24 protein-coding genes are annotated in these 21,221 nt (G+C 65.8%); 15 read left to right on the forward strand and 9 right to left on the reverse strand.

The window, feature by feature from the left end:
* Positions 1-25: 25 nt before the first annotated feature.
* A complete protein-coding gene (locus CFB45_RS05375; protein ID WP_089424809.1) occupies positions 26-946 on the reverse strand; it encodes an alpha/beta hydrolase in 921 nt (306 codons plus the stop codon).
* A gap of 219 nt (positions 947-1,165) precedes the next feature.
* Between CFB45_RS05375 and CFB45_RS05380 the strand changes: the two genes are divergently transcribed.
* From CFB45_RS05380 to CFB45_RS05400, 5 genes are all read left to right on the forward strand, one after another.
* On the forward strand, positions 1,166-2,200 hold the full coding sequence (locus tag CFB45_RS05380; protein ID WP_089424810.1) for a methionine ABC transporter ATP-binding protein: 1,035 nt from the start codon (positions 1,166-1,168) through the stop codon (positions 2,198-2,200).
* Positions 2,190-2,843 carry a methionine ABC transporter permease gene (locus CFB45_RS05385; RefSeq protein WP_011351347.1) on the forward strand — a complete coding sequence of 218 codons (654 nt, stop codon included), beginning with the start codon at positions 2,190-2,192 and terminating at the stop codon, positions 2,841-2,843. The genes CFB45_RS05380 and CFB45_RS05385 overlap by 11 nt, the downstream gene beginning before the upstream one ends.
* A 29-nt stretch (positions 2,844-2,872) precedes the next feature.
* A complete protein-coding gene (locus CFB45_RS05390; RefSeq protein ID WP_089424811.1) occupies positions 2,873-3,667 on the forward strand; it encodes a MetQ/NlpA family ABC transporter substrate-binding protein in 795 nt (264 codons plus the stop codon).
* A gap of 228 nt (positions 3,668-3,895) precedes the next feature.
* Complete coding sequence (locus CFB45_RS05395) at positions 3,896-4,645, forward strand: electron transfer flavoprotein subunit beta/FixA family protein (protein ID WP_089424812.1); 750 nt, start codon at positions 3,896-3,898, stop codon at positions 4,643-4,645.
* A gap of 16 nt (positions 4,646-4,661) precedes the next feature.
* Entirely contained in the window at positions 4,662-5,597 is a 936-nt protein-coding gene (locus CFB45_RS05400; protein ID WP_059666582.1) for an electron transfer flavoprotein subunit alpha/FixB family protein, read from the forward strand.
* Between the two features lie 211 nt (positions 5,598-5,808).
* On the opposite strand, the gene CFB45_RS05405 is transcribed toward CFB45_RS05400, so the two are convergent.
* A complete protein-coding gene (locus CFB45_RS05405; protein WP_089424813.1) occupies positions 5,809-7,095 on the reverse strand; it encodes a D-amino acid dehydrogenase in 1,287 nt (428 codons plus the stop codon).
* Positions 7,096-7,240: 145 nt separating this feature from the next.
* Here CFB45_RS05405 and CFB45_RS05410 point away from each other — a divergent pair, with 145 nt between their 5' ends.
* Positions 7,241-7,729, forward strand: a complete 489-nt coding sequence (locus CFB45_RS05410) for an Lrp/AsnC ligand binding domain-containing protein (RefSeq protein ID WP_011351353.1) — start codon at positions 7,241-7,243, stop codon at positions 7,727-7,729.
* Positions 7,730-7,819: 90 nt separating this feature from the next.
* A complete protein-coding gene (locus CFB45_RS05415) occupies positions 7,820-9,001 on the forward strand; it encodes a PA0069 family radical SAM protein (protein ID WP_089424814.1) in 1,182 nt (393 codons plus the stop codon).
* A gap of 49 nt (positions 9,002-9,050) precedes the next feature.
* On the opposite strand, the gene CFB45_RS05420 is transcribed toward CFB45_RS05415, so the two are convergent.
* The gene (locus CFB45_RS05420) at positions 9,051-9,518 is read right to left on the reverse strand and encodes an NINE protein (RefSeq protein WP_039370986.1); all 468 of its coding nucleotides are present in this window, start codon (positions 9,516-9,518) and stop codon (positions 9,051-9,053) included.
* A gap of 109 nt (positions 9,519-9,627) precedes the next feature.
* On the reverse strand, positions 9,628-10,767 hold the full coding sequence (locus tag CFB45_RS05425; protein ID WP_089424815.1) for a PQQ-dependent sugar dehydrogenase: 1,140 nt from the start codon (positions 10,765-10,767) through the stop codon (positions 9,628-9,630).
* A 153-nt stretch (positions 10,768-10,920) separates the two neighbouring features.
* Here CFB45_RS05425 and rpsP point away from each other — a divergent pair, with 153 nt between their 5' ends.
* The 6 genes from rpsP (at position 10,921) to CFB45_RS05455 (ending at position 15,053) form a co-directional block, all read left to right on the forward strand.
* A complete protein-coding gene (gene rpsP, locus CFB45_RS05430; RefSeq protein WP_006476550.1) occupies positions 10,921-11,175 on the forward strand; it encodes a 30S ribosomal protein S16 in 255 nt (84 codons plus the stop codon).
* Positions 11,176-11,217: 42 nt separating this feature from the next.
* Positions 11,218-11,898: a ribosome maturation factor RimM gene (gene rimM, locus CFB45_RS05435; RefSeq protein WP_089424816.1), complete on the forward strand. Its 681-nt coding sequence runs from the start codon at positions 11,218-11,220 to the stop codon at positions 11,896-11,898.
* 1 nt (position 11,899) lies between these two features.
* Positions 11,900-12,694: a tRNA (guanosine(37)-N1)-methyltransferase TrmD gene (trmD, locus tag CFB45_RS05440; RefSeq protein WP_006476548.1), complete on the forward strand. Its 795-nt coding sequence runs from the start codon at positions 11,900-11,902 to the stop codon at positions 12,692-12,694.
* 133 nt (positions 12,695-12,827) lie between these two features.
* Complete coding sequence (gene rplS, locus CFB45_RS05445) at positions 12,828-13,220, forward strand: 50S ribosomal protein L19 (protein WP_006753174.1); 393 nt, start codon at positions 12,828-12,830, stop codon at positions 13,218-13,220.
* 87 nt (positions 13,221-13,307) lie between these two features.
* Entirely contained in the window at positions 13,308-13,994 is a 687-nt protein-coding gene (locus CFB45_RS05450) for a CoA pyrophosphatase (RefSeq protein ID WP_069247448.1), read from the forward strand.
* A 120-nt stretch (positions 13,995-14,114) separates the two neighbouring features.
* Positions 14,115-15,053, forward strand: a complete 939-nt coding sequence (locus CFB45_RS05455) for a CobD/CbiB family protein (protein ID WP_011351361.1) — start codon at positions 14,115-14,117, stop codon at positions 15,051-15,053.
* A gap of 64 nt (positions 15,054-15,117) precedes the next feature.
* On the opposite strand, the gene CFB45_RS05460 is transcribed toward CFB45_RS05455, so the two are convergent.
* From CFB45_RS05460 to CFB45_RS05470, 3 genes are all read right to left on the reverse strand, one after another.
* Positions 15,118-15,438 (reverse strand): putative signal transducing protein, encoded by a 321-nt coding sequence (locus CFB45_RS05460; RefSeq protein ID WP_089424817.1) that lies wholly within the window; start codon positions 15,436-15,438, stop codon positions 15,118-15,120.
* A 66-nt stretch (positions 15,439-15,504) separates the two neighbouring features.
* Positions 15,505-16,446: a ribosome small subunit-dependent GTPase A gene (gene rsgA, locus CFB45_RS05465; RefSeq protein WP_089424818.1), complete on the reverse strand. Its 942-nt coding sequence runs from the start codon at positions 16,444-16,446 to the stop codon at positions 15,505-15,507.
* Positions 16,443-17,702 carry a M48 family metallopeptidase gene (locus tag CFB45_RS05470; protein WP_089424819.1) on the reverse strand — a complete coding sequence of 420 codons (1,260 nt, stop codon included), beginning with the start codon at positions 17,700-17,702 and terminating at the stop codon, positions 16,443-16,445. Before CFB45_RS05470 ends, rsgA begins: the two co-directional genes overlap by 4 nt.
* A 117-nt stretch (positions 17,703-17,819) precedes the next feature.
* Here CFB45_RS05470 and orn point away from each other — a divergent pair, with 117 nt between their 5' ends.
* A complete protein-coding gene (gene orn / locus CFB45_RS05475; RefSeq protein WP_046545212.1) occupies positions 17,820-18,440 on the forward strand; it encodes an oligoribonuclease in 621 nt (206 codons plus the stop codon).
* Positions 18,441-18,456: 16 nt separating this feature from the next.
* Here the strand turns inward: orn and mog are convergent, their stop codons facing one another.
* Together mog and yjgA are read right to left on the reverse strand one after the other, a co-directional pair.
* Positions 18,457-19,077: a molybdopterin adenylyltransferase gene (gene mog / locus CFB45_RS05480; RefSeq protein WP_011351366.1), complete on the reverse strand. Its 621-nt coding sequence runs from the start codon at positions 19,075-19,077 to the stop codon at positions 18,457-18,459.
* Positions 19,058-19,663 carry a ribosome biogenesis factor YjgA gene (gene yjgA / locus CFB45_RS05485; protein ID WP_272482667.1) on the reverse strand — a complete coding sequence of 202 codons (606 nt, stop codon included), beginning with the start codon at positions 19,661-19,663 and terminating at the stop codon, positions 19,058-19,060. Before yjgA ends, mog begins: the two co-directional genes overlap by 20 nt.
* A gap of 127 nt (positions 19,664-19,790) precedes the next feature.
* On the opposite strand from yjgA, the gene pmbA reads away from it, so the two are divergent.
* On the forward strand, positions 19,791-21,161 hold the full coding sequence (gene pmbA / locus CFB45_RS05490) for a metalloprotease PmbA (RefSeq protein WP_039370934.1): 1,371 nt from the start codon (positions 19,791-19,793) through the stop codon (positions 21,159-21,161).
* Positions 21,162-21,221: the final 60 nt, after the last annotated feature.

The raw sequence follows: 21,221 nt of genomic DNA on the forward strand, positions 1-21,221 counted from the left end.
GATTGACCGGCCGGGCCGGGCGCGCTCAGCGCGCCGGCACGCGTGCGTGAATCCACGCGATCAACGCGTCGATCACGCGATCGCGTTCGAGATCGTTCATCGTTTCGTGAAAGCCGCCTTCGTATAGCGTCAGCGTGCGATCGGGCGAGCCGACGCGCGTGCCGAACGCCCGGCTGCCGTCGGGCTCGGTCAGCTTGTCCTCGGTCCCGTGATAGATGAGCACCGGAACGCGCAGCCCGCCGCGGCCGCTTTCGATGCGCGCCATCGCGTCGAGAATCTCCGCGCCAGTGCGCGCGGGCACCGCGCCGTGATGCACGAGCGGATCAGCACGATTGGCCGCGACGATGGCCGGATCGCGCGACAGCAGTGCTGCATCGATCCTGATGGCGGGGAAGGTCGGCCAGACGCGGCTGATGACGCGGCTCACCGCGAGCATCCAGCGTGGCACGTCGCGCCCCGGCGCGAGCGCCGGGCTCGACAGCACGAGGCCTGTCAACGCGTGGCCGCGCGTCGGCGCGCGTTCGATCGCGTACAGCGCCGCGACCGCGCCACCCATGCTGTGCCCCATCAGGAATAGCGGCGAATTGCCGCGCGCCGCTTCGGCGACCAGCGCATCCGCATCGTTCAGGTAGCCGTCGAAGCGCTCGACCCACGCGCGCTTGCCGGGTGACTGGCCGTGCCCGCGCAGGTCGATCGCGAGCACGTCGATGCCGGCCGCATTCAGCCGGCCGGCGAGTGCGGCATAGCGCCCCGCGTGTTCGGCAAGACCGTGAACGAGCGCGATCGTCGCGCGCGGCGGCGTGGAGCCGTCGCCGGCGGCCCACCGGTACGATGCCAGTTCGAGCCCGTCCGCGGTACGCAGCCGGCCCATGGTCGGCGCGGGCGGCGACGAAGGCGCCGGTCCGGCGGTGGCGGGTGCGGCGGCCGGCGTAGTGGTGGCGGTCATCTGGCGTGTCCCCTGTTAGTTGGCATGTGTGTTCCGGATCATAGTCGCGGCACCGTCGCGGCGCGCCAGCGGTGCTCCTCTAATTTCGTGCGGTTATGAAAAGATCGAAATCGATTATTAAGGGGAATGAGGGGTTTGCGGTAAAATCGACGGTTATTCCAGATGCATCGGCGGCCGACTGGCGGGCCAACTCGCCAGCCGGGCCGCCGTTTTGTTTACATGATCGAATTACGCAATCTTTCGCAGCGATTTCCCGGGCCGGGTGGCTGGGTCGAGGCGCTGCGCAACATCAACCTGACGATTCCGCAGGGTGAGGTGTTCGGCATCATCGGCCGAAGCGGCGCCGGCAAGAGCACGCTCGTGCGCACCATCAACCTGCTCACGCGGCCGACCGAAGGCAATGTCGTCGTCGGCGGGCGCGATCTCACGCTGCTGCCGGCCGGCGCGCTGCGCGAGGCGCGCCGCGAGATCGGCATGATCTTCCAGCACTTCAACCTGCTGTCGTCGCGCACGGTGTTCGACAACGTCGCGCTGTCGCTCGAACTGGCCGGCGCAAGCCGTGCCGAGATCGAGGCCGCCGTGCTGCCGCTGCTCGACCTCGTCGGGCTGTCCGCGCAGAAGGATCGCTATCCGTCGCAGATCAGCGGCGGGCAGAAGCAGCGCGTCGGCATCGCCCGCGCGCTCGCGAGCCGGCCGAAGGTGCTGCTGTCGGACGAAGCGACGTCCGCGCTCGATCCCGAGACCACGCGCTCGATCCTCGACCTGCTGAAGCGCATCAACCGTGAGCTCGGCCTGACGATCGTGCTGATCACGCACCAGATGGAAGTGATCAAGCAGGTGTGCGATCGCGTCGCGGTGCTCGATGCGGGGCGCGTGGTCGAGGAGGGCCGCGTGATCGACGTGTTCCTGCAGCCGCATCACGAAGTGACGCGCGCGCTGATCGGCGACGTGATCGCGCAGGAATTGCCGCCCGCGCTGAAGGTGCGCGTGGCCGAGCGGCTGAAGACGGGCAGCGGGCATTTGCTGCGGCTCGCGTTCACGGGCTCGGGTGTCGACCAGCCGATCCTGTCGGAGACGATTCGCCGGTACGAACTCGATTTCAACATCCTGCATGGCCAGATCGACGAGATCCAGGGGCAGGCATTCGGTTCGCTCGCGGTCCTCGCTGGCGGCGAGCCGGGCAAGGTCGGGCAGGCGCTCGCGTTCCTGCGCGAGCAAGGTGTGGTGGTAGAGGAGCTTTCGTATGTTGAGTGAGATGTTCGATATGTTCGTGCAGTCGTTCTGGGAGACGCTGATCATGGTCGGCATCTCCGGAGTGGTCGGCGCGCTCGTCGGCCTGCCGCTCGGCGTGCTGCTCTACCTGACCGACCGCCAGGGCGTGCTGCAGAATCTCGCGGTGAATCGCGTGCTCGGCGGCATCGTGAATGCCGTCCGCTCGACGCCGTTCATCATCCTGCTGGTCGCGGTGATTCCGTTTACGCGGCTCGTTACGGGGTCGTCGATCGGCACGGCCGCGGCGGTCGTGCCGCTGACGCTCGCGGCCGCGCCGTTCATCGCGCGTCTCGTCGAGACGGCGTTGCGCGAAGTCGACCGCGGGCTGATCGAGGCTGCGCAATCGATGGGCGCGACCACGTCGCAGATCGTCTTCAAGGTGCTGCTGCCCGAGTCGCTGCCGGGCGTCGTCGCGGGCCTGACGATCACGTTCGTGTCGCTGGTCGGCTATTCGGCGATGGCGGGCGCGATTGGCGGTGGCGGCCTCGGCGATCTCGGGATCCGCTATGGTTACCAGCGCTATCTGCCCGAAGTGATGTGGACGGTGGTCGCGATCCTGATCGTGTTCGTGCAGATCGTGCAGTCGTTCGGCGACTGGCTCGTCCGCCGGCTGAGCCACAAGTAAAACAAGATTGATCCGTCAGGGGACTCTCGATGCAACGACGCTTCATGCTGAAATTCGCGGCGGCACTGGGCGCGGCCGCGCTGTTCGCGGGCGCGCAAGCGCAGGCCGAAACCATCAAGGTGGGCGTGACGGGCGGGCCGCACGCGCAGATCATGGAAGCGGTGAAGAAGGTCGCGGCGAAGAGCGGCCTCGACATCCGCATCGTCGAATTCTCCGATTACGTGCAGCCGAACGCCGCGCTTGCGTCGGGCGACCTCGATGCGAACAGCTACCAGCACGATCCGTATCTGCAGGCGCAGGTGAAGGATCGCGGCTATAAGCTGGTCAAGGTTGCGGATACCGTCACGTTTCCGATGGGCATCTATTCGAAGCGCGTGAAGTCGCTGGCAGAACTGAAGCCGGGCGCACGCATCGCGGTCCCGAACGATCCGACCAATGGCGGCCGTGCGCTGCTGTTGCTGCAGAAGCAGGGCCTGCTGAAGCTGCGCGCGGACGCGGGGCTGAAGGCGACGCCGCTCGATATCGTCGACAATCCGCGCAAGCTGAAGATCGTCGAACTCGATGCGGCGCAGATTCCGCGCTCGCTCGGTGACGTCGACGCGGCTGCGATCAATACCAACTACGCGATGGAAGCGGGGTTGAAACCGAAACAGGACGCGATCGCGATCGAGGGCCCGAACGGGCCGTACGCGAACATCCTCGCGATCCGCGAGGCGGACCGGAACAAGCCGTGGGTCGCGAAACTGGTCGCGGCCTACCATTCGGCCGAGGTGAAGCAGTTCATCGAAGGCAAGTTCGGCGGCGCGGTCATTGCCGCCTGGTAACAGGCGAAGCACGGGACGCCCGGCGAGATTAGAGTCGATGATCGAAAACCCGGGCTTTGCGTCCGGGTTTTTTCTCTTTTAAAATAGAACGACCGTTCGCTATCATTGGCGCGTCGCCAAGAAGCGGTATCCTCGACAACCACGAAGGTTGGGTCCGCTTGGCCGCGCAGTCATGAGGCCTCGCTATAGAATGGCCTCTGGTCGTATTCGTAACTTTGGAGCGTGTGCATGAAAATCCTGGTGCCAGTGAAAAGAGTGGTCGATTACAACGTGAAGGTCCGCGTGAAGTCGGACAACACGGGCGTCGACATCGCGAACGTGAAGATGTCGATGAACCCGTTCGACGAAATCGCGGTTGAAGAAGCCGTGCGCCTGAAGGAAGCGGGCGTGGCGACCGAAGTGATCGCCGTATCGGTAGGCGTCGCGCAAGCGCAGGAAACGCTGCGTACGGCGCTGGCGATCGGCGCGGATCGCGCGATCCTCGTCGAGTCGAACGACAGCGTCGAGCCGCTGGGCGTCGCGAAGATCCTGAAGGCGCTGGTCGACAAGGAACAGCCGCAACTGGTGATCCTCGGCAAGCAGGCAATCGACGACGATTCGAACCAGACGGGCCAGATGCTGGCTGCGCTGGCAGGCCTCCCGCAAGCGACGTTCGCATCGAAAGTCACGGTGGCTGACGGTAAAGCAACGGTTGCACGCGAAGTCGATGGCGGTGCGGAAACGCTGTCGCTGACGCTGCCGGCCGTGATCACGACCGACCTGCGCCTGAACGAGCCGCGTTACGTGACGCTGCCGAACATCATGAAGGCGAAGAAGAAGCCGCTGGAAACCGTGAAGCCGGAAGACCTGGGTGTCGACGTCGCGCCGCGTCTGAAGACGCTGAAGGTGGTCGAGCCGCCGAAGCGCGCGGCCGGCGTGAAGGTGCCGGACGTGAAGACGCTGGTCGAGAAGCTGAAGACCGAAGCCAAGGTGCTGTAAGAGGGAGCGGAAAGAAATGACGATTCTGGTGATTGCAGAACACGATAACGCGTCGATCAAGGCCGCGACGCTGAACACGGTGGCGGCGGCAGCGAAGATCGGCGGCGACATTCACGTGCTGGTCGCGGGCCACAATGCGCAAGCGGCCGCGGATGCAGCAGCGAAGATCGCTGGTGTGTCGAAGGTACTCCTGGCCGACGCGCCGCAACTCGAAGCGGGCCTCGCGGAAAACGTCGAAGCGACCGCGCTGAACATCGCGAAGGATTACTCGCACATCCTCGCGCCGGCGACGGCCTACGGCAAGAACATCGCGCCGCGCATCGCCGCGAAGCTGGACGTCGCGCAGATCTCGGACATCACGGCAGTCGATTCGGCCGACACGTTCGAGCGCCCGATCTACGCGGGCAACGCGATCGCGACGGTGCAGTCGAGCGATCCGATCAAGGTCATCACGGTGCGTGCAACGGGTTTCGATCCGGTGGCAGCGGAAGGCGGCAGCGCATCGGTCGAGAAGATCGAAGCGGCAGCTGATGCAGGCAAGTCGCAGTTCGTGAGCCGTGAAGTGACGAAGCTGGACCGTCCGGAACTGACGAGCGCAAGCATCATCGTGTCGGGCGGCCGCGGTCTGGGCAGCGGCGAGAACTACACGAAGGTGCTGGAGCCGCTGGCGGACAAGCTGTCGGCAGCACTGGGCGCCTCGCGCGCGGCAGTGGACGCAGGCTACGTGCCGAACGACTACCAGGTCGGCCAGACCGGCAAGATCGTCGCACCGCAGCTGTACATCGCGGTCGGCATCTCCGGTGCGATCCAGCACCTGGCCGGCATGAAGGATTCGAAGGTGATCGTCGCGATCAACAAGGATCCGGAAGCACCGATCTTCAGCGTGGCCGATTACGGCCTCGTCGGCGATCTGTTCGCGCTCGTGCCGGAGCTCGTAGCCGAGCTCGGCTAAAGCAGTGTGACGCTTCGGCGGTAAGCACACGAGAAGAGGGGCGCCACGAGCGCCCCTTTTTTTCGCCATCGACAGAGGGGGAAGAGGGTGACACCTCATGAACCATCACGCCGCTGACCGGCATGACAACGCGATTCGATGAAATGAAAAGGCGCCCCGAGGGGCGCCGTTCTTTTTGATGCCGGCCGCTTGCACGGCTGCGGGCTGTGGCTTATGCGTACGCCGGGCGCGTCTCGCCGGCCACGTCCTTCAGGTAACGATGCACCGACAGGTCGTCGGCCTGGATCGCGGGCATCTTGCCCGAGATCAGGTCCGCGAGCAGCTGGCCCGAGCCGCACGACATCGTCCAGCCGAGCGTGCCGTGGCCGGTGTTCAGGAACAGGTTCGACACCGGCGTACGGCCGACGATCGGCGTGCCGTCCGGCGTCATCGGGCGCAGGCCCGTCCAGAACGTTGCCTTCGACGTGTCGCCGCCGCCCGGGAACAGGTCGTTCACGCACATTTCAAGCGTTTCGCGGCGCGCGGCACGCAGCTTCTTGTCGAAGCCGACGATTTCCGCCATGCCGCCGACGCGGATGCGCTGGTCGAAACGCGTGATCGCGATCTTGTAGGTCTCGTCGAGCACGGTCGACACGGGCGCGGCCGCTTCGTTGACGATCGGCGCGGTGATCGAATAGCCCTTCAGCGGATAGACGGGGATCTTCATCAGGTTCGAGATGAAGCTCGTCGAGTACGAGCCGAGCGCGACGACGTACGCGTCCGCGCGCACCGTTTCGCTGCCGCACTGCACGCCGGCGATCTTGCCGCCCGCGATCGCGAGCGCATCGATCGGCGTGTTGTAGCGGAACTTCACGCCAAGCGATTCGGCGAGCGCGGCAAGGCGCGTCGTGAACAGCTGGCAGTCGCCCGTTTCGTCACCCGGCAGGCGCAGGCCGCCCGTCAGCTTGTGCGAGACGGCGGCAAGCGCCGGTTCGGCTTTCTTCAGGTCGGCCGGCGACAACAGTTCGAACGGCACGTTCGCTTCCTGAAGCACGGCGATGTCCTTCGCCGCGCCGTCGAGTTGCTGCTGCGTGCGGAACAGTTGCAGCGTGCCGCCTGTTCGGCCTTCGTACTGGATGCCGGTATCGGCGCGCAATGCCTGCAGGCAGTCGCGGCTGTATTCGGCGAGGCGAACCATGCGGCCCTTGTTGACCGCGTAGCGCTCGGCCGTGCAGTTGCGCAGCATCTGATACATCCACTGGAGCTGGAAGCGCGTGCCGTCGAGGCGGATCGCGAGCGGCGCGTGCTTTTCGAACATCCACTTGACGGCCTTCAGCGGCACGCCGGGTGCGGCCCACGGCGCGGCATAGCCGGGGGAGATCTGGCCTGCGTTCGCGAAGCTCGTCTCCAGCGCTGGGCCGGCTTCCCGGTCGATCACCGTGACTTCATGGCCGGCGCGCGCGAGGTAATACGCGCTTGCCACGCCCACCACACCGCTGCCCAGAATGACGACTCGCATAGCTGCTCCAGATGGAAGGGACCAGATCGAGGCCGGGCGCACCTGCGTCTCCGTGTAACCTCTAGCTGATCTAGTTTTTTGCGCTATGGTATTGTCGAATGTGTAGGTTTTGTTATCGTATTTTTCAGGTTTTCAGCATAAACAAATGAGAACGCAACGTCAGCCCGTACGCTCGCTCGACAAGCTCGACCGACGCATCCTGAAACTGCTCCAGGACGACGGCCGGATGGCGATGAAAGACCTTGCGGAACAGGTTGGACTGACCGTGACGCCGTGTATCGAGCGCGTGCGGCGCATGGAGCGGGACGGCGTGATCACCGGCTATCACGCGCGGGTCGACCCGCACCAGCTGGATGCCGCGCTGCTGGTGTTCGTCGAGATCACGCTCGGCCACAAGGGCGGCAACATGTTCGAGCAGTTCCGCCGGGAAGTGATGAAGATCGACGAGGTGCTCGAGTGTCATCTCGTGTCTGGCGATTTCGACTACCTGATCAAGGCGCGGATCGGCGAGATGGCCGACTACCGGAAGCTGCTCGGCGACATCCTGCTGCAGCTGCCCGGCGCCGTGCAGTCGAAGAGCTATGTCGTGATGGAGGAAATCAAGGAGACGCTGACGATCGCGGTGGGTGACTGACGCGCCTGCGGCGGGCCGTCGGGCCCTTTATCCCGCCCTTGGCATGCTGCACCCAATACTGTATAAATATACAGTATTGGGTGCAGGCGAATGGGTGGGCACATGGACGATCGATCCGACAACGAATTTCCGATAGCGCCGCCCGTGCCCCGCAAGGGGCGCGGTGCGGTCGACAACCTGCAGGGGCGATACGAGATCGCGCAGCGCGAAGCGGTCGACGACGGCTGGACACACGAGTCGGACGATACCGATTTCCCCGCGCCGCTGCGCACGCAGGTCTTCGAGGAGCGTGCGAAGAGCATCCTGACGCACAACCAGTCACCCGACATTCCATTCAGCGTATCGCTCAATCCGTATCGCGGCTGCGAGCACGGTTGCATCTATTGCTTCGCGCGGCCGACGCACAGTTATCTCGGCCTGTCGCCGGGGCTCGATTTCGAAAGCCGCATCTATGCGAAGGTCAATGCGGCCGAACTGCTCGAGCGCGAGATTTCACGCAAGCGCTACGTGCCGGAGCCGATCGCGCTCGGCGTCAACACCGACGCCTACCAGCCGGTCGAGCGCGACCTGCGCATCACGCGCAGCGTGATCCAGGTGATGCACGATCGCGGGTTGCCGTTCGCCGCGATCACGAAGTCGTCGCTGATCGAGCGTGATCTCGACCTGCTCGCACCGATGGCCGAACGCGGGCAGGTGATGGCGGCGGTCACGATCACGACACTCGATGCCGATCTCGCGCGCACGCTCGAGCCGCGCGCGGCAACGCCGGCGCGCCGGTTGCGTACGATTCGTGCGCTGAGCGAGGCGGGTGTGCCGGTCGGCGTGAGCATTGCCCCGATGATTCCGTTCGTCACCGAGCCCGACATGGAGCGCGTGCTCGAGGCGTGCGCGGAAGCCGGCGCGACGCATGCGAGCTACATCATCCTGAGGCTGCCGTGGGAAGTCGCGCCGCTGTTCAAGAACTGGCTTGCCGCGCATTTTCCCGATCGCGCGGAGCGCGTGATGAACCGCGTGCGCGACATGCGCGGCGGGAAGGACTACGACTCGGATTTCTCGAAACGGATGAAGGGCGAGGGGATCTGGGCCGACCTGCTGCGGCAGCGTTTCCGCCAGGCCGTCAAGCGGCTCGGGTTGAACGAGCGCACGAACGGGATTCTCGATCTGTCGCAGTTTCGCGGTGCGCCGGCTGCTGCGGCGCCGCGCATTGCTGTTCGTTCAGCCGCGACGCGGTCGACGCAGTCGCGTGACGACACGCAATTGAACCTGTTCTGACCGGCGTGCCAAACCGGCGCAAGGCGCCGGTGCGTAGCGGCCGTCACGCTTACTGCGAAATCTGCTTGGCTGCTTCGACCTGTGACTCGAAGTACGTCTGGAACGACAGCGCGAGTGCGGTCATCAGCAGGAATGCACCGATCAGCAGCGAGAAGATCACCACGAAGATCACGGTCCAGCCCGACTTGCTGTGCTTGCCCGTCTCTGCGTTGAATTGCGCATCCCATTTTTCGTCGGGGCGCAGCCCGTAGACGAGCGCGGCGAGAAACGCTGCCAGCAGCGAGATCGCGCCGGGAACGGCAAGCCACCAGCCGAGGCCCGCGCTGCGCTGGGTTGCGGCGAGCAGGAGGAAGCCCGGGATGCCGACGATCGTCGCGAGCAGGTGTGCCCAGCCGAACACGTCGCGGAAGCCATACAGATAGAAGCGGTGCGCGCCGAGCGATCCGAACAGGAACGCGAGGGCGGCGGTGAGCGTCTTGGAGCGAAAGCGGCGGGACGGTGCGGTGCTGCTGGACATGGATGGCGGCGTGTTGTCGTTGGCATGGACGGCCGGCGGGCCGGCGCGGGCGCGCGGCCCGGCACGCATTCTACGATGCCCGGTCGGGCCCGGTCACCCCTGTCCTGCGTCAAGGTGCCGCATAGGTCACGCGGTAGATCGCGCCCGCATAGTCGTCGCTGACGAGCAGCGAGCCGTCCGGCAGCGGCAGTACGTCGGCGGGGCGTCCCCATACCGTGCCGTCGGGTCGCAGCCCGCCGGTGACAAACGGAGTCTGGCGCGCCTGGCTGCCATCCGCCGAAACGACGACGCGCATCACGCGGTAGCCGACCTTCGTGCTGCGATTCCACGAGCCGTGTTCGGCGATGAAGACATTATTGCGATACGAGGCCGGAAACATCGACCCTGTATAGAAGCGCATGCCGAGTGCTGCGACGTGTGCGCCGAGTTTCAATACAGGCGGCACATAGCGGCGGCATACGTCGGCGCTGCCGAATTCGGGGTCGGGCGTGTCGCCGCCATGGCAGTATGGGAAACCGAAGTCGAGGCCGGCACGCGGTGCGCGGTTCAGCTTGTCGTCGGGCACGTCGTCGCCCATCATGTCGCGGCCGTTGTCAGTAAACCAAAGCTCGCCCGAATCCGGGTGCCACGCGAAGCCGACCGTATTGCGTACGCCGCGGGCAACAACCTCATTCCCGCTGCCGTCCGCTTTCATGCGTGCGATGATCGCGTAGCGGCTGCGATCGGCGAGACAGACGTTGCACGGTGCGCCGGTCGGTACATACAGCTTGCCGTCGGGGCCGAACGCGATGAATTTCCAGCCGTGATGGTGTTCGGTCGGCAGCGCGTCGGTGACGACGGCGGGTGCGGGCGGCATGGCCAGCCGGTCGTCGATGTGGTCGAGACGCAGGATGCGTGAGACGGCGGATATATAGAGTGCGCCGCCACGGTAGGCGACGCCGACCGGCATGTCGAGCCCGGACGCTACAACATAGCGCGCGCTGATCCGGCCCTCGTGCATGACGAACGCGTGAACGCGGCCTTCCCGCGTGCCGACATACAGGATGCCGCGCGGCGACCACGCCATTTCGCGCGCGGTCGGTACCGCGTCGGCCAGCACTTCGACGTGGAAGCCGGGCGGCACGACGAGTTCGCCCACCGGCAACGGCGCGGCAAACGCCAGTGCGGACGCGAGGCAGGCAAGGCCGGCGAGCAGCGCCGCGAAACGGTGCTGCGCGCGGCGCATCGAGGCGGCGCGAAGGGGCGGCATGACGGTGTGGAACGTCCCGGACACGACGATTGTATGCCCGGCGGACAGGCCGCCTCCGGATTTTTTCCGCGTAAGTGTTTGTTGTACCTCTGGTTTCCGGCTATAATCGCGTGTTTCAGTAGTTTCGAACCCGGTTTTCCCGAAGGACATCATATGGTTATCATCCGTCTGGCTCGTGGCGGCTCGAAGAAGCGCCCGTTCTACAACATCGTTGCTACCGATTCGCGCAACCGTCGTGACGGCCGCTTCATCGAGCGCGTCGGTTTCTACAACCCGGTCGCTACGAAGGGCGAATCGCTGCGTATCGCTCAGGATCGCCTGACGTACTGGCAAGGTGTTGGCGCGCAACTGTCGCCGACCGTCCAGCGTCTCGTGAAGGAAGCGCAAAAGGCGCAACCGGCTGCCTAACATGGCACGGTGTGCCGGTCGTGCCGGCTGTGAGGTGCATTGATGGCGGGTCACGATTCCGGTAATGCAAGGCGCGGGCGTGCGTCGTTTGGCGCATTCGTCCGCAAGCCGGTCGAGCGCGACGCTGTCGCGAACGCCGGTCAGGCTGCCGAGCAGCAGGGCAGTCTCGAAGTGGCGCAAGCCTGGCCCGACGATGCCGTCGAGGTCGGAGCGGTGGTCGACGCCTATGGCCTGAAGGGTTGGGTCAAGGTGGCGACGCATGCCGACGCCGGCCGCGGCGGCGATGCGCTGCTCAAGGCGCGCCACTGGTGGCTGGAACGCGGAGCGGAGCGGCTTTCCGTCCGCATCGTGCAGTCGAAGGCGCACAGCGACACCGTCGTTGCGCAACCCGCGGGCGTCAGCGACCGCGATGCCGCGTACGCGATGCGCGGCTTTCGCGTGTTCGTGCGCCGGGAAGATTTCCCGGCATTGGCCGCGGACGAATTCTATTGGGTCGACCTGATCGGTCTCGACGTCGTCAACGAGCAATCGGTGGCACTCGGGAAGGTGAGCGGGATGATCGACAATGGCGTGCATTCGATCATGCGTGTCGAGTATCCGGCGACCGGCAAAGACGGTCAGCCGACCACCGACGAGCGGTTGATTCCGTTCGTCGGCGTATACGTCAAAACGGTGGATCAGGCGGCACGTCGTATCGTCGTCGACTGGGAAGCCGATTACTGAAATGAACCAGGTTACCGAGAGCGCGGTGCAGTTCGACGTCGTCACGCTCTTTCCCGAGATGTTCCGTGCACTGACCGACTGGGGGATCACCAGCCGGGCCGTCAAGCAAGGGCGCTTCGGGCTGCGCACCTGGAATCCGCGTGATTTCACGACGGACAACTACCGCACGGTCGACGATCGTCCGTACGGCGGTGGTCCGGGCATGGTGATGCTGGCCAGGCCGCTCGAAGCCGCAATCGATGCCGCGAAAGCGGCGCAGGCGGAGCAGGGCATCGCGAGCACGCGTGTCGTGATGATGTCGCCGCAGGGCGCGCCGCTCACGCACGATCGTGCGGTGCGGATGGCGCAGGAACCCGGTGTCGTCGTGCTGTGCGGCCGCTACGAAGCGATCGACCAGCGCCTGCTCGATCGTTGCGTCGACGAGGAAATCAGCCTCGGCGATTTCGTCCTGTCCGGCGGAGAATTGCCGGCGATGGCGATGATGGATGCTGTCGTACGATTGCTGCCTGGTGTGCTGAACGATTCGCTGTCGGCCGTGCAGGACAGTTTCGCTGACGGCCTGCTCGATTGTCCGCACTACACGCGCCCCGAGGAATACGACGGCGTGCGCGTACCGGACGTGCTGCTCGGCGGGCATCATGCCGAGATCGAGAAGTGGCGGCGCCAGGAAGCATTGAGGAATACGCTGCGGAAGCGGCCGGACCTGATCGTCCGGGCGCGCCGCGAGAAGTTGTTGAGCCGCGCCGACGAGGCGTGGCTCGCGAACCTCGCACGCGAAGCGAAGGACGCCTCCTGAGGCGGCTGCGCGAGCGGGAATTGGCGGTGCCGTACATGCGTGTGCGGCGCCTGATGTGAATCCATCCTCTATCGGGGCCAGGCCTGGAAGCAGGCGGGTGTGAACGCCGACACGATGGCATAAGGAGTCAGTAATGAATCTGATCGCAAAACTTGAGCAGGAAGAAATCGAGCGCGCGCTCGCCGGCAAGACGATCCCCGAATTCGCCCCGGGCGACACGGTGATCGTGAACGTGAACGTGGTTGAAGGTAACCGCAAGCGCGTTCAGGCTTACGAAGGCGTCGTGATCGCGATTCGCAATCGTGGTCTGAACTCGAACTTCATCGTCCGCAAGATCTCGTCGGGCGAAGGCGTCGAGCGTACGTTCCAGACGTACTCGCCGCTGCTGGCAAGCATCGTCGTGAAGCGCCGCGGTGATGTGCGTCGTGCGAAGCTGTACTACCTGCGCGAGCGTTCGGGCAAGTCGGCTCGTATCAAGGAAAAGCTGGTGTCGAAGGATCGCGCCGCAGCAGCTTCCCAAGAGTAAGAGCTGTAAGGAAAAAGCACCCAACCGGGTGCTTTTTTCATTCTGGCGCGAGAATATGCTCGATACGACACGAACCCGAGAGCCCCATTGAATCGCCGCCCCATCATCGATCCCGAAGTCCTGCCGGTCGAAGGCACCGGCGCCGGCCTGCCGGCCATCGATTCCCGCCTGATGACGCCGTCCGGCCTGCGCGACCGTTTCGCGCGCACGCTCGAATGGAGCGTCGAGCCCGGCGAGGCGAGGCTGCAGGAGGGCGTCGATCCACGCAGCGCGGCCGTCCTCGTGCCGCTCGTCGTCCGTGAGTCCGGCCTCACCATGCTGCTGACCCAGCGCGCCGACCACCTGAACGACCACGCCGGGCAGATCAGCTTCCCCGGCGGTCGTCGCGAACCGTTCGATCGCGATGCAACCGCCACCGCGTTGCGCGAGGCGAAGGAAGAGATCGGTCTGGCAGACGAGCGTGTCGAGATCCTCGGCGCGCTGCCCGACTACCTGACTGGTACGGGCTTTTGCGTGACACCGGTGGTCGGCCTCGTACATCCGCCGTTCACCGTGCAGGCCGACACGTTCGAAGTGGCCGAGATTTTCGAGGTTCCGCTCGCGTTCCTGATGAATCCCGCCAACCATCAGGTCCGTGTGTTCCGCTGGGAAGGCGGCGAGCGTCGTTTTTTTGCGATGCCCTATCCGAATGGCGAACCCGGCGGGCATTACTTCATCTGGGGCGCAACTGCCGGCATGTTGCGCAATCTGTACCGCTTCTTGGCCGCCGGCTAGGCGTGCACGGTTGTCGGCGTGCGTGGCCGGCTGGCGGGCGGCTGCACCGGCAGCCATCCGGTGCTTACGCTGTGCTATCGTTATGCAAAAAATGACATAACTCCGAAGACGGCGCCACGCATGACTTTCTTTTCGGTTCTCCTCGCTCTCATCATCGAACAGGTCCGCGCGTTGTCGCCGAACAATCCGGTGTTCGCGCTGTTCCAGTTTCATGCGGAAACCGTCGCGCATGGTCTCGACGCGGGCAAGCAGAAGCACGGCATCCTCGCCTGGCTCGCGGTCGTGCTGCCGTGGGTGCTGATCGTCGCGCTGATCTATTTCCTGCTGTTCAAGGTGAGCTTCGTGCTCGCATTCATCTGGAACGTCGTCGTCGTGTATTTCACGCTCGGCTTCCGTCAGTTCAGCCATTACTTCACCGACATCCACCTCGCGCTCAATAACGACGACGTGCCGCGTGCGCGCGAAATCCTGCACGAGTGGACGGGCATCGACACGGTCGACATGCCGGTCGGCGAAATCGTCCGCCATACGCTGATTCACGCCGTGGTCGCATCGCATCGCCACGTGTTCGGCGTGTTCTTCTGGTATGTGCTGCCGATCGGCCCGGCCGGTGCCGTGCTGTACCGGATTTCCGAATACCTCGCACGCAGCTGGTCGACGCCGGGCGACGACCGCACGGCGGCCTTCTCGACGTTCGCGCAGCGTGCGTTCTTCGTGATCGACTGGATTCCCGCGCGATTGACCGCGCTCGGCTTCGCGATCGTCGGCAATTTCGAGGACGCGATCTATGCGTGGCGCAACCACACGCGCCAATGGCCCGATCCGAACGATGGCGTCCTGCTGGCAGCCGGCAGCGGTGCGCTCGGCGCACGCCTCGCGGGGCCGCTCGCGGAACCGTCGAGCCTCGATGCGCTGGCCGTCGGCGACAGCGGCCCGTTGACGGTCGGTGACGATTGCACGCCGCGTACGCTGCAATCCGCGGTGGGTCTCGTCTGGCGTGCGGTGATCCTGTGGATGATTCTGCTGCTGATGCTGACACTCGCCGTCTGGGTGTCGTGACGGGGCAGTGCGGTATCCGATGAAAGGCAGAAGGCCGGCTTGAAGCCGGCCTTCTTGCTGTGGGTCAGTCGTCTTCCAGCGGATCGCGCACGGCGCCGCATTGCCAGCACGCGGTGAACTGGGCTTCGAGCGCCTCACCGCACTGTCGGCAGCGCCACGGCGCGGCGCCGGCCGACGGGCCGTGCGACGCGGCATCGAGGAGCCGGCGTGCGAGTGCGTCGTCGCGTTCGTCGTCGAGCCACAGTTCGGGCGTGCAGGCGTCGGCGGGCAGGCCGCCGAGCGCGCCGGTCGCGTAGCAGTTATGCAGCTCGCAACCGATGCCGGCTACCTGAAGCACGTTGGCCCAATGCTGCGCCGTCGCGAGATCGGGTGCCTTGAAACGCATCGCGGCTCCTGTCGGTGAACGCCGGCCCGCATGGTACCGGCTGCCCGCCGCGCGCGTGCCGCGCGGTCAGCGGACGATCTGGCTCGCCTCGTGCACGAGCTGCGCATACAGCGCATGCCGCGACGGTGCGATGCGGCCGTCGGCGACAGCGTCGAGAATCGCGCAGCCGGGTTCGTGCAGATGATGGCAATTATAGAAACGGCAGTCGGCCAGCAGCGGCCGGAACTCCGGGAAGGCGCGCTCGAGACGGCCTTCCGTCAGGTGGTAGAGGCCGAATTCCTGGAAGCCCGGCGAATCGATCAGCGCGCCGCCGCCCGCCAACGGGTAGAGGCGCGTGAACGTCGTCGTGTGACGGCCGCTGTTGAGTGCGGCCGAAATCTCGCGCGTGGCGGCTTCGGCATCGGGAACGAGCAGGTTCACGAGCGTCGACTTGCCCATCCCGGACTGGCCGAGCAGGATCGTCGAATGCCCGGCGAGGTGCGGCATCAGTTGTGCGCGCGCGTCGTCGGGCGAGCCCTTCACGGACAGCTCGAGCACGTCGTAGCCAAGGGCGCGGTAGGGCGCGAGGCGTTCGCGCGCGATCGGCAGCGCGGCTTCGACGTCGATCTTGTTCAGCACGACGAGCGGCTTCAGCTCGTTCGCCTCGGCGGCGATCAGCGCGCGGCCGAGCAGGTCCTCGCTGAAGTAGGGCTCGGTCGCGAGCACGATCAGCAATTGATCGAGGTTGGCCGCGAACAGCTTCGACTTGAACTGGTCGGAACGGTACAGCAGGTTGCGCCGCTCGCCGATCTCGACGATGACGCCCTGGTCGGCCGATGCGAGTTCGTACACGACACGGTCGCCGACTGCGATGTCGCTCTTCTTGCCGCGCGGGAAGCACTGCAGCATCGGGCCGCCGTCGTCGGGCGCGACGATGTAGTGGCGCCCGTGCGCCGCGATCACGCGGCCTTCGACCCGTTGCGCATTCGACGCGCGCGGGGCCGGCTTGCGGGAGGTCGGCCGGCTCATGCGTGCTGCATCAGGCGGTCGATCCGCTGCGACGCAGGCGGATGCGAGTAGTAGAAGGCCGTGTAGACGGGGTCGGGCGTCAGCGTCGACGCGTTGTCCTCATAGAGCTTCACGAGCGCGCTGACGAGATCCTGCGCGTCGGTCTGGCTGGCCGCGAATGCGTCGGCCTCGAATTCGTGCTTGCGCGACGTGAGGCTGCCGAACGGCGTTGCGAAGAACAGGAACACGGGAATCGCGAGGAAGAACAGCACGAGTGCGGCGCCCGCGTTGCTCGTGTCGAGCGATGGCGTGACGCCGAGCCCCGTGTAGAACCACGTGCGTTGCGCCAGCCAGCCGAGCAGCGCGAGCAGCACGAGGCTCAGCACGAACGACACGAGCATCCGCTTCATCACGTGGCGGCGCTTGAAGTGGCCGAGTTCGTGCGCGAGCACGGCCTCGATTTCCTGGCCGGACAGGCGCGCGAGCAGCGTGTCGAAGAACACGATCCGCTTCGATGCGCCGAAGCCCGTGAAGTACGCGTTGCCGTGCGCGGAGCGGCGGCTGCCGTCCATCACGAACAGCCCCTTCGCCGCAAAGCCGCAGCGCTTCATCAGCGACTCGATGCGCGCGCGCAGCGCGTCGTCCTTCAGCGGTTCGAACTTGTTGAAGATCGGTGCGATGAAGGTCGGGTAGATCAGCAGCACGAGCATCTGGAATGCGACCCAGACGATCCAGGTCCACAGCCACCACAGGCTGCCGGCCTGGTTCATCAGCCACAGCACGACGAACAGCAGCGGCAGGCCGAGCGCGGCGCCGAGCAGCGAGTTTTTCAGCATGTCGGTGAAGAACAGCCGCTTCGTCATCCGGTTGAAGCCGAAACGCTGTTCGATCCCGAACTGGCGGTAATACTCGAACGGGACGTCGATGACGCTCGTGATCACGAGCACCGCCGCGACGAGCGCGACTTGCTGCCCGTAGCCGCGGCCGATCCAGCCGGTGAGCAGCGTGTCGAGCGCGCCGACGCCGCCGAGCAGCGTGAGACCGACCAGCACGGCCGCGCTGACGACGATTTCGAGCATCGTCAGCCGGGTGCGCTCGACCGTATAGTCGGCCGCGCGCTGGTGGGCGGTCAGCGGGATGGTTGCGCTGAACTGCGCGGGGACGTCGTTACGGTGCGCCGCGACGAAGCGGATTTGCCGCGACGCGAGCCACAGCTTGGTGACGACCATCGCGAGCACGGCGAGCGCGAACAGCAGGGTGAACGAAAAGGGTGACATCGAAGGCGCCAAAGGGTTCTATGCGAGAATTATATGTTCTTGCGGACCGGCCCCGCTGATGCGATGCCGGCCGCCCGGGCGGCGCCGCGCGCCGTCCGCCATTTTCCAGGATGACTCATGACCGATACCGCCGCTTCCGCCAGCCAGCCCGCGCTCGTGCGCAACGAGTTGAACCTCGTCTGGCTCGACATGGAGATGACGGGCCTCGACCCGGATAACGACCGCATCATCGAGATCGCGGTCGTCGTGACCAATTCCACGCTCGACATCGCCGTCGAAGGCCCCGTGTTCGCGATCCACCAGAGCGACGAAACGCTCGCGAAGATGGATGACTGGAACAAGTCGACGCACGGCCGCTCGGGCCTGATCGACCGCGTGCGCGCGTCGACGGTGACCGAGGCGGAAGCCGCCGAGCAATTGCAGGCCTTCCTCGCGCAGTACGTGTCGCCCGGCAAGTCGCCGATGTGCGGCAACTCGATCTGCCAGGACCGCCGCTTCATGGCGCGCTGGATGCCCGAATTCGAGCGGTTCTTCCACTACCGCAACCTCGACGTCAGCACGCTCAAGGAGCTGTGCCGCCGTTGGCAGCCCGCGATCTACAAGGGTTTCCAGAAGCGGGCGATGCACACGGCGCTCGCGGACATCCACGAGTCGATCGACGAGCTGAAGTACTACCGCGAGCATTTCCTGATTCCGGCCGCGTCGGCTTCGGCAGGCGAGTCCGCGCCGGCCGCCTGAGCGGGCCGGCACGCGTTTAGCGCGGTGCGCGCTGAGCGCTTTTCGGCCGGAACGCCGCGACCACCGCGGCGTCGGTCTCGATGTACGGGCCGCCGATCAGGTCGATGCAGTAGGGCACCGCGGCGAAGATGCCGGGCACGGTCGACTTGCCGTCGGCATCGCGCAGCCCTTCGAGCGTTTCCCGGATCGACTTCGGCTGGCCGGGCAGGTTGACGATCAGCGCCGCATGGTCGGCCGTCTCGCGGATCACCGCGACCTGCCGCGACAGGATCGCGGTCGGCACGAAATTCAGGCTGATCTGCCGCATCTGTTCGCCGAATCCCGGCATTTCCTTCGTCGCCACGGCCAGCGTGGCCTCGGGCGTCACGTCGCGGCGCGCCGGGCCCGTGCCGCCCGTCGTCAGCACGAGGTCGCACCCCGCGACGTCGACGAGTTCGGCGAGCGTGGCGGAGATCGTCGGCGCGTCGTCCTGGATCAGGCGCGTTTCGGCGCGCCACGGCGACACCAGCGCGCCGGCGAGCCACTCCTGCAGCGCCGGAATGCCCTTGTCTTCGTAGACCCCCGTGCTTGCGCGGTCGCTGATCGACACGAGGCCGACGACGAGCTCGTCCGGGTGGTTACGCTTCGTCGTCGTCATGGTCGTCTCCGGCGTCGTCCGCCGCTTCGTCGTCCGCATGGGACGTGCCGCCGGCGGTCTTGATCCACTGGAACAGCTCGCGGAAATAGCGCGGCGGCTTGCCTTGCTGCGCTTCCTTGCGTGCGTTGCGGATCAGCGTGCGGCCTTCCTGGATGTCGGCTTCCGGGTGCTGGCGCAGGAATTCGGTCAGCGCGTCGTCGCTCGCGAGCAACTGTTCGCGGGTGCGTTCGATCCAGTGCAGGCGGGCCGTCGCGGCCTTGTTCACGCCGCGCTGCGCGTCGAGCGCGGTGCGCAGCGCGGCCGTCTCGTCGTCGGTCAGCGAGCGCATCACGCGGCCGACGTACTGGAGCTGGCGGCGCTTGCCTTCGTGATCGGTGATCCGGCGCGCCTCGCGCACGGCGTCGCCGAGGCTTTCGGGCATCGGCATGCGTTTCAGCGCGTCTTTCGGCAGATCGACGAGTGCCTGGCCGAGTACCTGCAGCTCGTGCATCTCGCGCTTCAACTGGGATTTGCTGGGGCGATCGTAGCCATTGTCGTCGTCTTCGGCGGCATGCTCGATCGGCTGGATTCGGGTTTTGCGTGTCATGGACGGCATTGTATCGCGCCGCGGACACCCCAAGCTTGTCGGTGTCCGGCCCCGGACCTTGCTATGATCGCGGGATACGCAACATTTTGAACATGCGGGCGCCCGCCCGCCACCGGATATCAAGACGATGGCAGCCAATCTCGACGTACAAGCGCGCTATTTCCCGCACACGCAGGACCAGCTCAAAGAAATCGCCTCCGACATCCTTCGCCATGCGAAGGCGCTCGGCGCGACGGACGCCGCGACCGAAATCTCCGAGGGCGACGGCCTGTCGGTGTCGGTGCGCCGCGGCGAAGTCGAAACGATCGAGCACAACCGCGACAAGATGGTCGGCGTGACCGTGTTCATCGGCAAGAAGCGCGGCAACGCGAGCACGTCGGATTTCTCGCCGGGCGCGATCAAGGATACCGTCGCCGCCGCGTACAACATCGCGCGCTTCACGGCCGAGGACGAGGCGGCCGGCCTGGCCGAAGCCGAGCTGCTCGAAACCGACCCGCGTGACCTCGACCTCTACCACCCGTGGGCGCTGTCGGCCGACGAGGCCGTCGAGCTCGCGCGCCGCGCGGAAGACGCCGCATTCGCGGTCAGCCCGCAGATCCGCAACTCGGAAGGCGCGAGCGTGTCGGCCCAGCATTCGCAGTTCGTGCTGGCCACGTCGCGCGGCTTCCTGTCCGGCTACCCGTACTCGCGTCATTACATCGCTTGCGCGCCGATCGCGGGCAGCGGCCGTCACATGCAGCGCGACGACTGGTATTCGTCGAAGCGCAGCGCGATCGATCTCGCGGCACCCGAAGCGGTGGGCCGTTACGCGGCCGAGCGTGCGCTTGCCCGGATGGGTGCGCGCCGCCTCGATACCCGCAAGGTGCCCGTGCTGTTCGAGGCGCCGCTCGCGGCCGGCCTGCTCGGCGCATTCGTGCAGGCGGTGAGCGGCGGTGCGCTGTACCGCAAGACGTCGTTCCTCGTCGACAGCCTCGGCAAGCCGGTGTTCGCGCCGCACATCCAGGTCGTCGAGGATCCGCACGTGCCGCGCGCGATGGGCAGCGCGCCGTTCGACGAGGAAGGCGTGCGCACGCGTGCGCGCAGCGTCGTCAAGGACGGCGTCGTCGAAGGCTACTTCCTGTCGACCTATTCGGCGCGCAAGCTCGGCACGCAGACCACCGGCAACGCGGGCGGCTCGCACAACCTCGCGCTGCGCAGCTCGAACACGCAGGCGGGCGACGATTTCGACGCGATGCTGAAGAAGCTCGGCACGGGCCTGTTGCTGACCGAGCTGATGGGGCAGGGCGTGAACTACGTGACGGGCGACTATTCGCGCGGTGCGGCGGGCTTCTGGGTCGAGAACGGCGTGATCCAGTATCCGGTCGAGGAAATCACCGTCGCGAGCACGCTGCAGGAAATGTTCCGGCATATCGTCGCGATCGGTGCCGATTCGATCGTGCGCGGCACGAAGGAAACGGGCTCGGTGCTGATCGAGCAGATGACGATCGCCGGGCAGTAAGCGGCACGCGGCATCGGCCGCCATCAAACGAAAAAGCCCGACGGCTCGCGTGAACTGCAC

It is taken from the genome of Burkholderia sp. HI2500 (genome assembly GCF_002223055.1).
GTDB lineage: Bacteria > Pseudomonadota > Gammaproteobacteria > Burkholderiales > Burkholderiaceae > Burkholderia.

Bases quoted from the DNA above. Each gene is read 5' to 3' on its own strand.
- CFB45_RS05375 (WP_089424809.1), bottom strand. From the start codon at position 946: ATGACCGCCACCACTACGCCGGCCGCCGCACCCGCCACCGCCGGACCG.
- CFB45_RS05380 (WP_089424810.1), top strand. From the start codon at position 1,166: ATGATCGAATTACGCAATCTTTCGCAGCGATTTCCCGGGCCGGGTGGC.
- CFB45_RS05385 (WP_011351347.1), top strand. From the start codon at position 2,190: ATGTTGAGTGAGATGTTCGATATGTTCGTGCAGTCGTTCTGGGAGACG.
- CFB45_RS05390 (WP_089424811.1), top strand. From the start codon at position 2,873: ATGCAACGACGCTTCATGCTGAAATTCGCGGCGGCACTGGGCGCGGCC.
- CFB45_RS05395 (WP_089424812.1), top strand. From the start codon at position 3,896: ATGAAAATCCTGGTGCCAGTGAAAAGAGTGGTCGATTACAACGTGAAG.
- CFB45_RS05400 (WP_059666582.1), top strand. From the start codon at position 4,662: ATGACGATTCTGGTGATTGCAGAACACGATAACGCGTCGATCAAGGCC.
- CFB45_RS05405 (WP_089424813.1), bottom strand. From the start codon at position 7,095: ATGCGAGTCGTCATTCTGGGCAGCGGTGTGGTGGGCGTGGCAAGCGCG.
- CFB45_RS05410 (WP_011351353.1), top strand. From the start codon at position 7,241: ATGAGAACGCAACGTCAGCCCGTACGCTCGCTCGACAAGCTCGACCGA.
- CFB45_RS05415 (WP_089424814.1), top strand. From the start codon at position 7,820: ATGGGTGGGCACATGGACGATCGATCCGACAACGAATTTCCGATAGCG.
- CFB45_RS05420 (WP_039370986.1), bottom strand. From the start codon at position 9,518: ATGTCCAGCAGCACCGCACCGTCCCGCCGCTTTCGCTCCAAGACGCTC.
- CFB45_RS05425 (WP_089424815.1), bottom strand. From the start codon at position 10,767: ATGCCGCCCCTTCGCGCCGCCTCGATGCGCCGCGCGCAGCACCGTTTC.
- rpsP (WP_006476550.1), top strand. From the start codon at position 10,921: ATGGTTATCATCCGTCTGGCTCGTGGCGGCTCGAAGAAGCGCCCGTTC.
- rimM (WP_089424816.1), top strand. From the start codon at position 11,218: ATGGCGGGTCACGATTCCGGTAATGCAAGGCGCGGGCGTGCGTCGTTT.
- trmD (WP_006476548.1), top strand. From the start codon at position 11,900: ATGAACCAGGTTACCGAGAGCGCGGTGCAGTTCGACGTCGTCACGCTC.
- rplS (WP_006753174.1), top strand. From the start codon at position 12,828: ATGAATCTGATCGCAAAACTTGAGCAGGAAGAAATCGAGCGCGCGCTC.
- CFB45_RS05455 (WP_011351361.1), top strand. From the start codon at position 14,115: ATGACTTTCTTTTCGGTTCTCCTCGCTCTCATCATCGAACAGGTCCGC.
- CFB45_RS05460 (WP_089424817.1), bottom strand. From the start codon at position 15,438: ATGCGTTTCAAGGCACCCGATCTCGCGACGGCGCAGCATTGGGCCAAC.
- rsgA (WP_089424818.1), bottom strand. From the start codon at position 16,446: ATGAGCCGGCCGACCTCCCGCAAGCCGGCCCCGCGCGCGTCGAATGCG.
- CFB45_RS05470 (WP_089424819.1), bottom strand. From the start codon at position 17,702: ATGTCACCCTTTTCGTTCACCCTGCTGTTCGCGCTCGCCGTGCTCGCG.
- orn (WP_046545212.1), top strand. From the start codon at position 17,820: ATGACCGATACCGCCGCTTCCGCCAGCCAGCCCGCGCTCGTGCGCAAC.
- mog (WP_011351366.1), bottom strand. From the start codon at position 19,077: ATGACGACGACGAAGCGTAACCACCCGGACGAGCTCGTCGTCGGCCTC.
- yjgA (WP_272482667.1), bottom strand. From the start codon at position 19,663: ATGACACGCAAAACCCGAATCCAGCCGATCGAGCATGCCGCCGAAGAC.
- pmbA (WP_039370934.1), top strand. From the start codon at position 19,791: ATGGCAGCCAATCTCGACGTACAAGCGCGCTATTTCCCGCACACGCAG.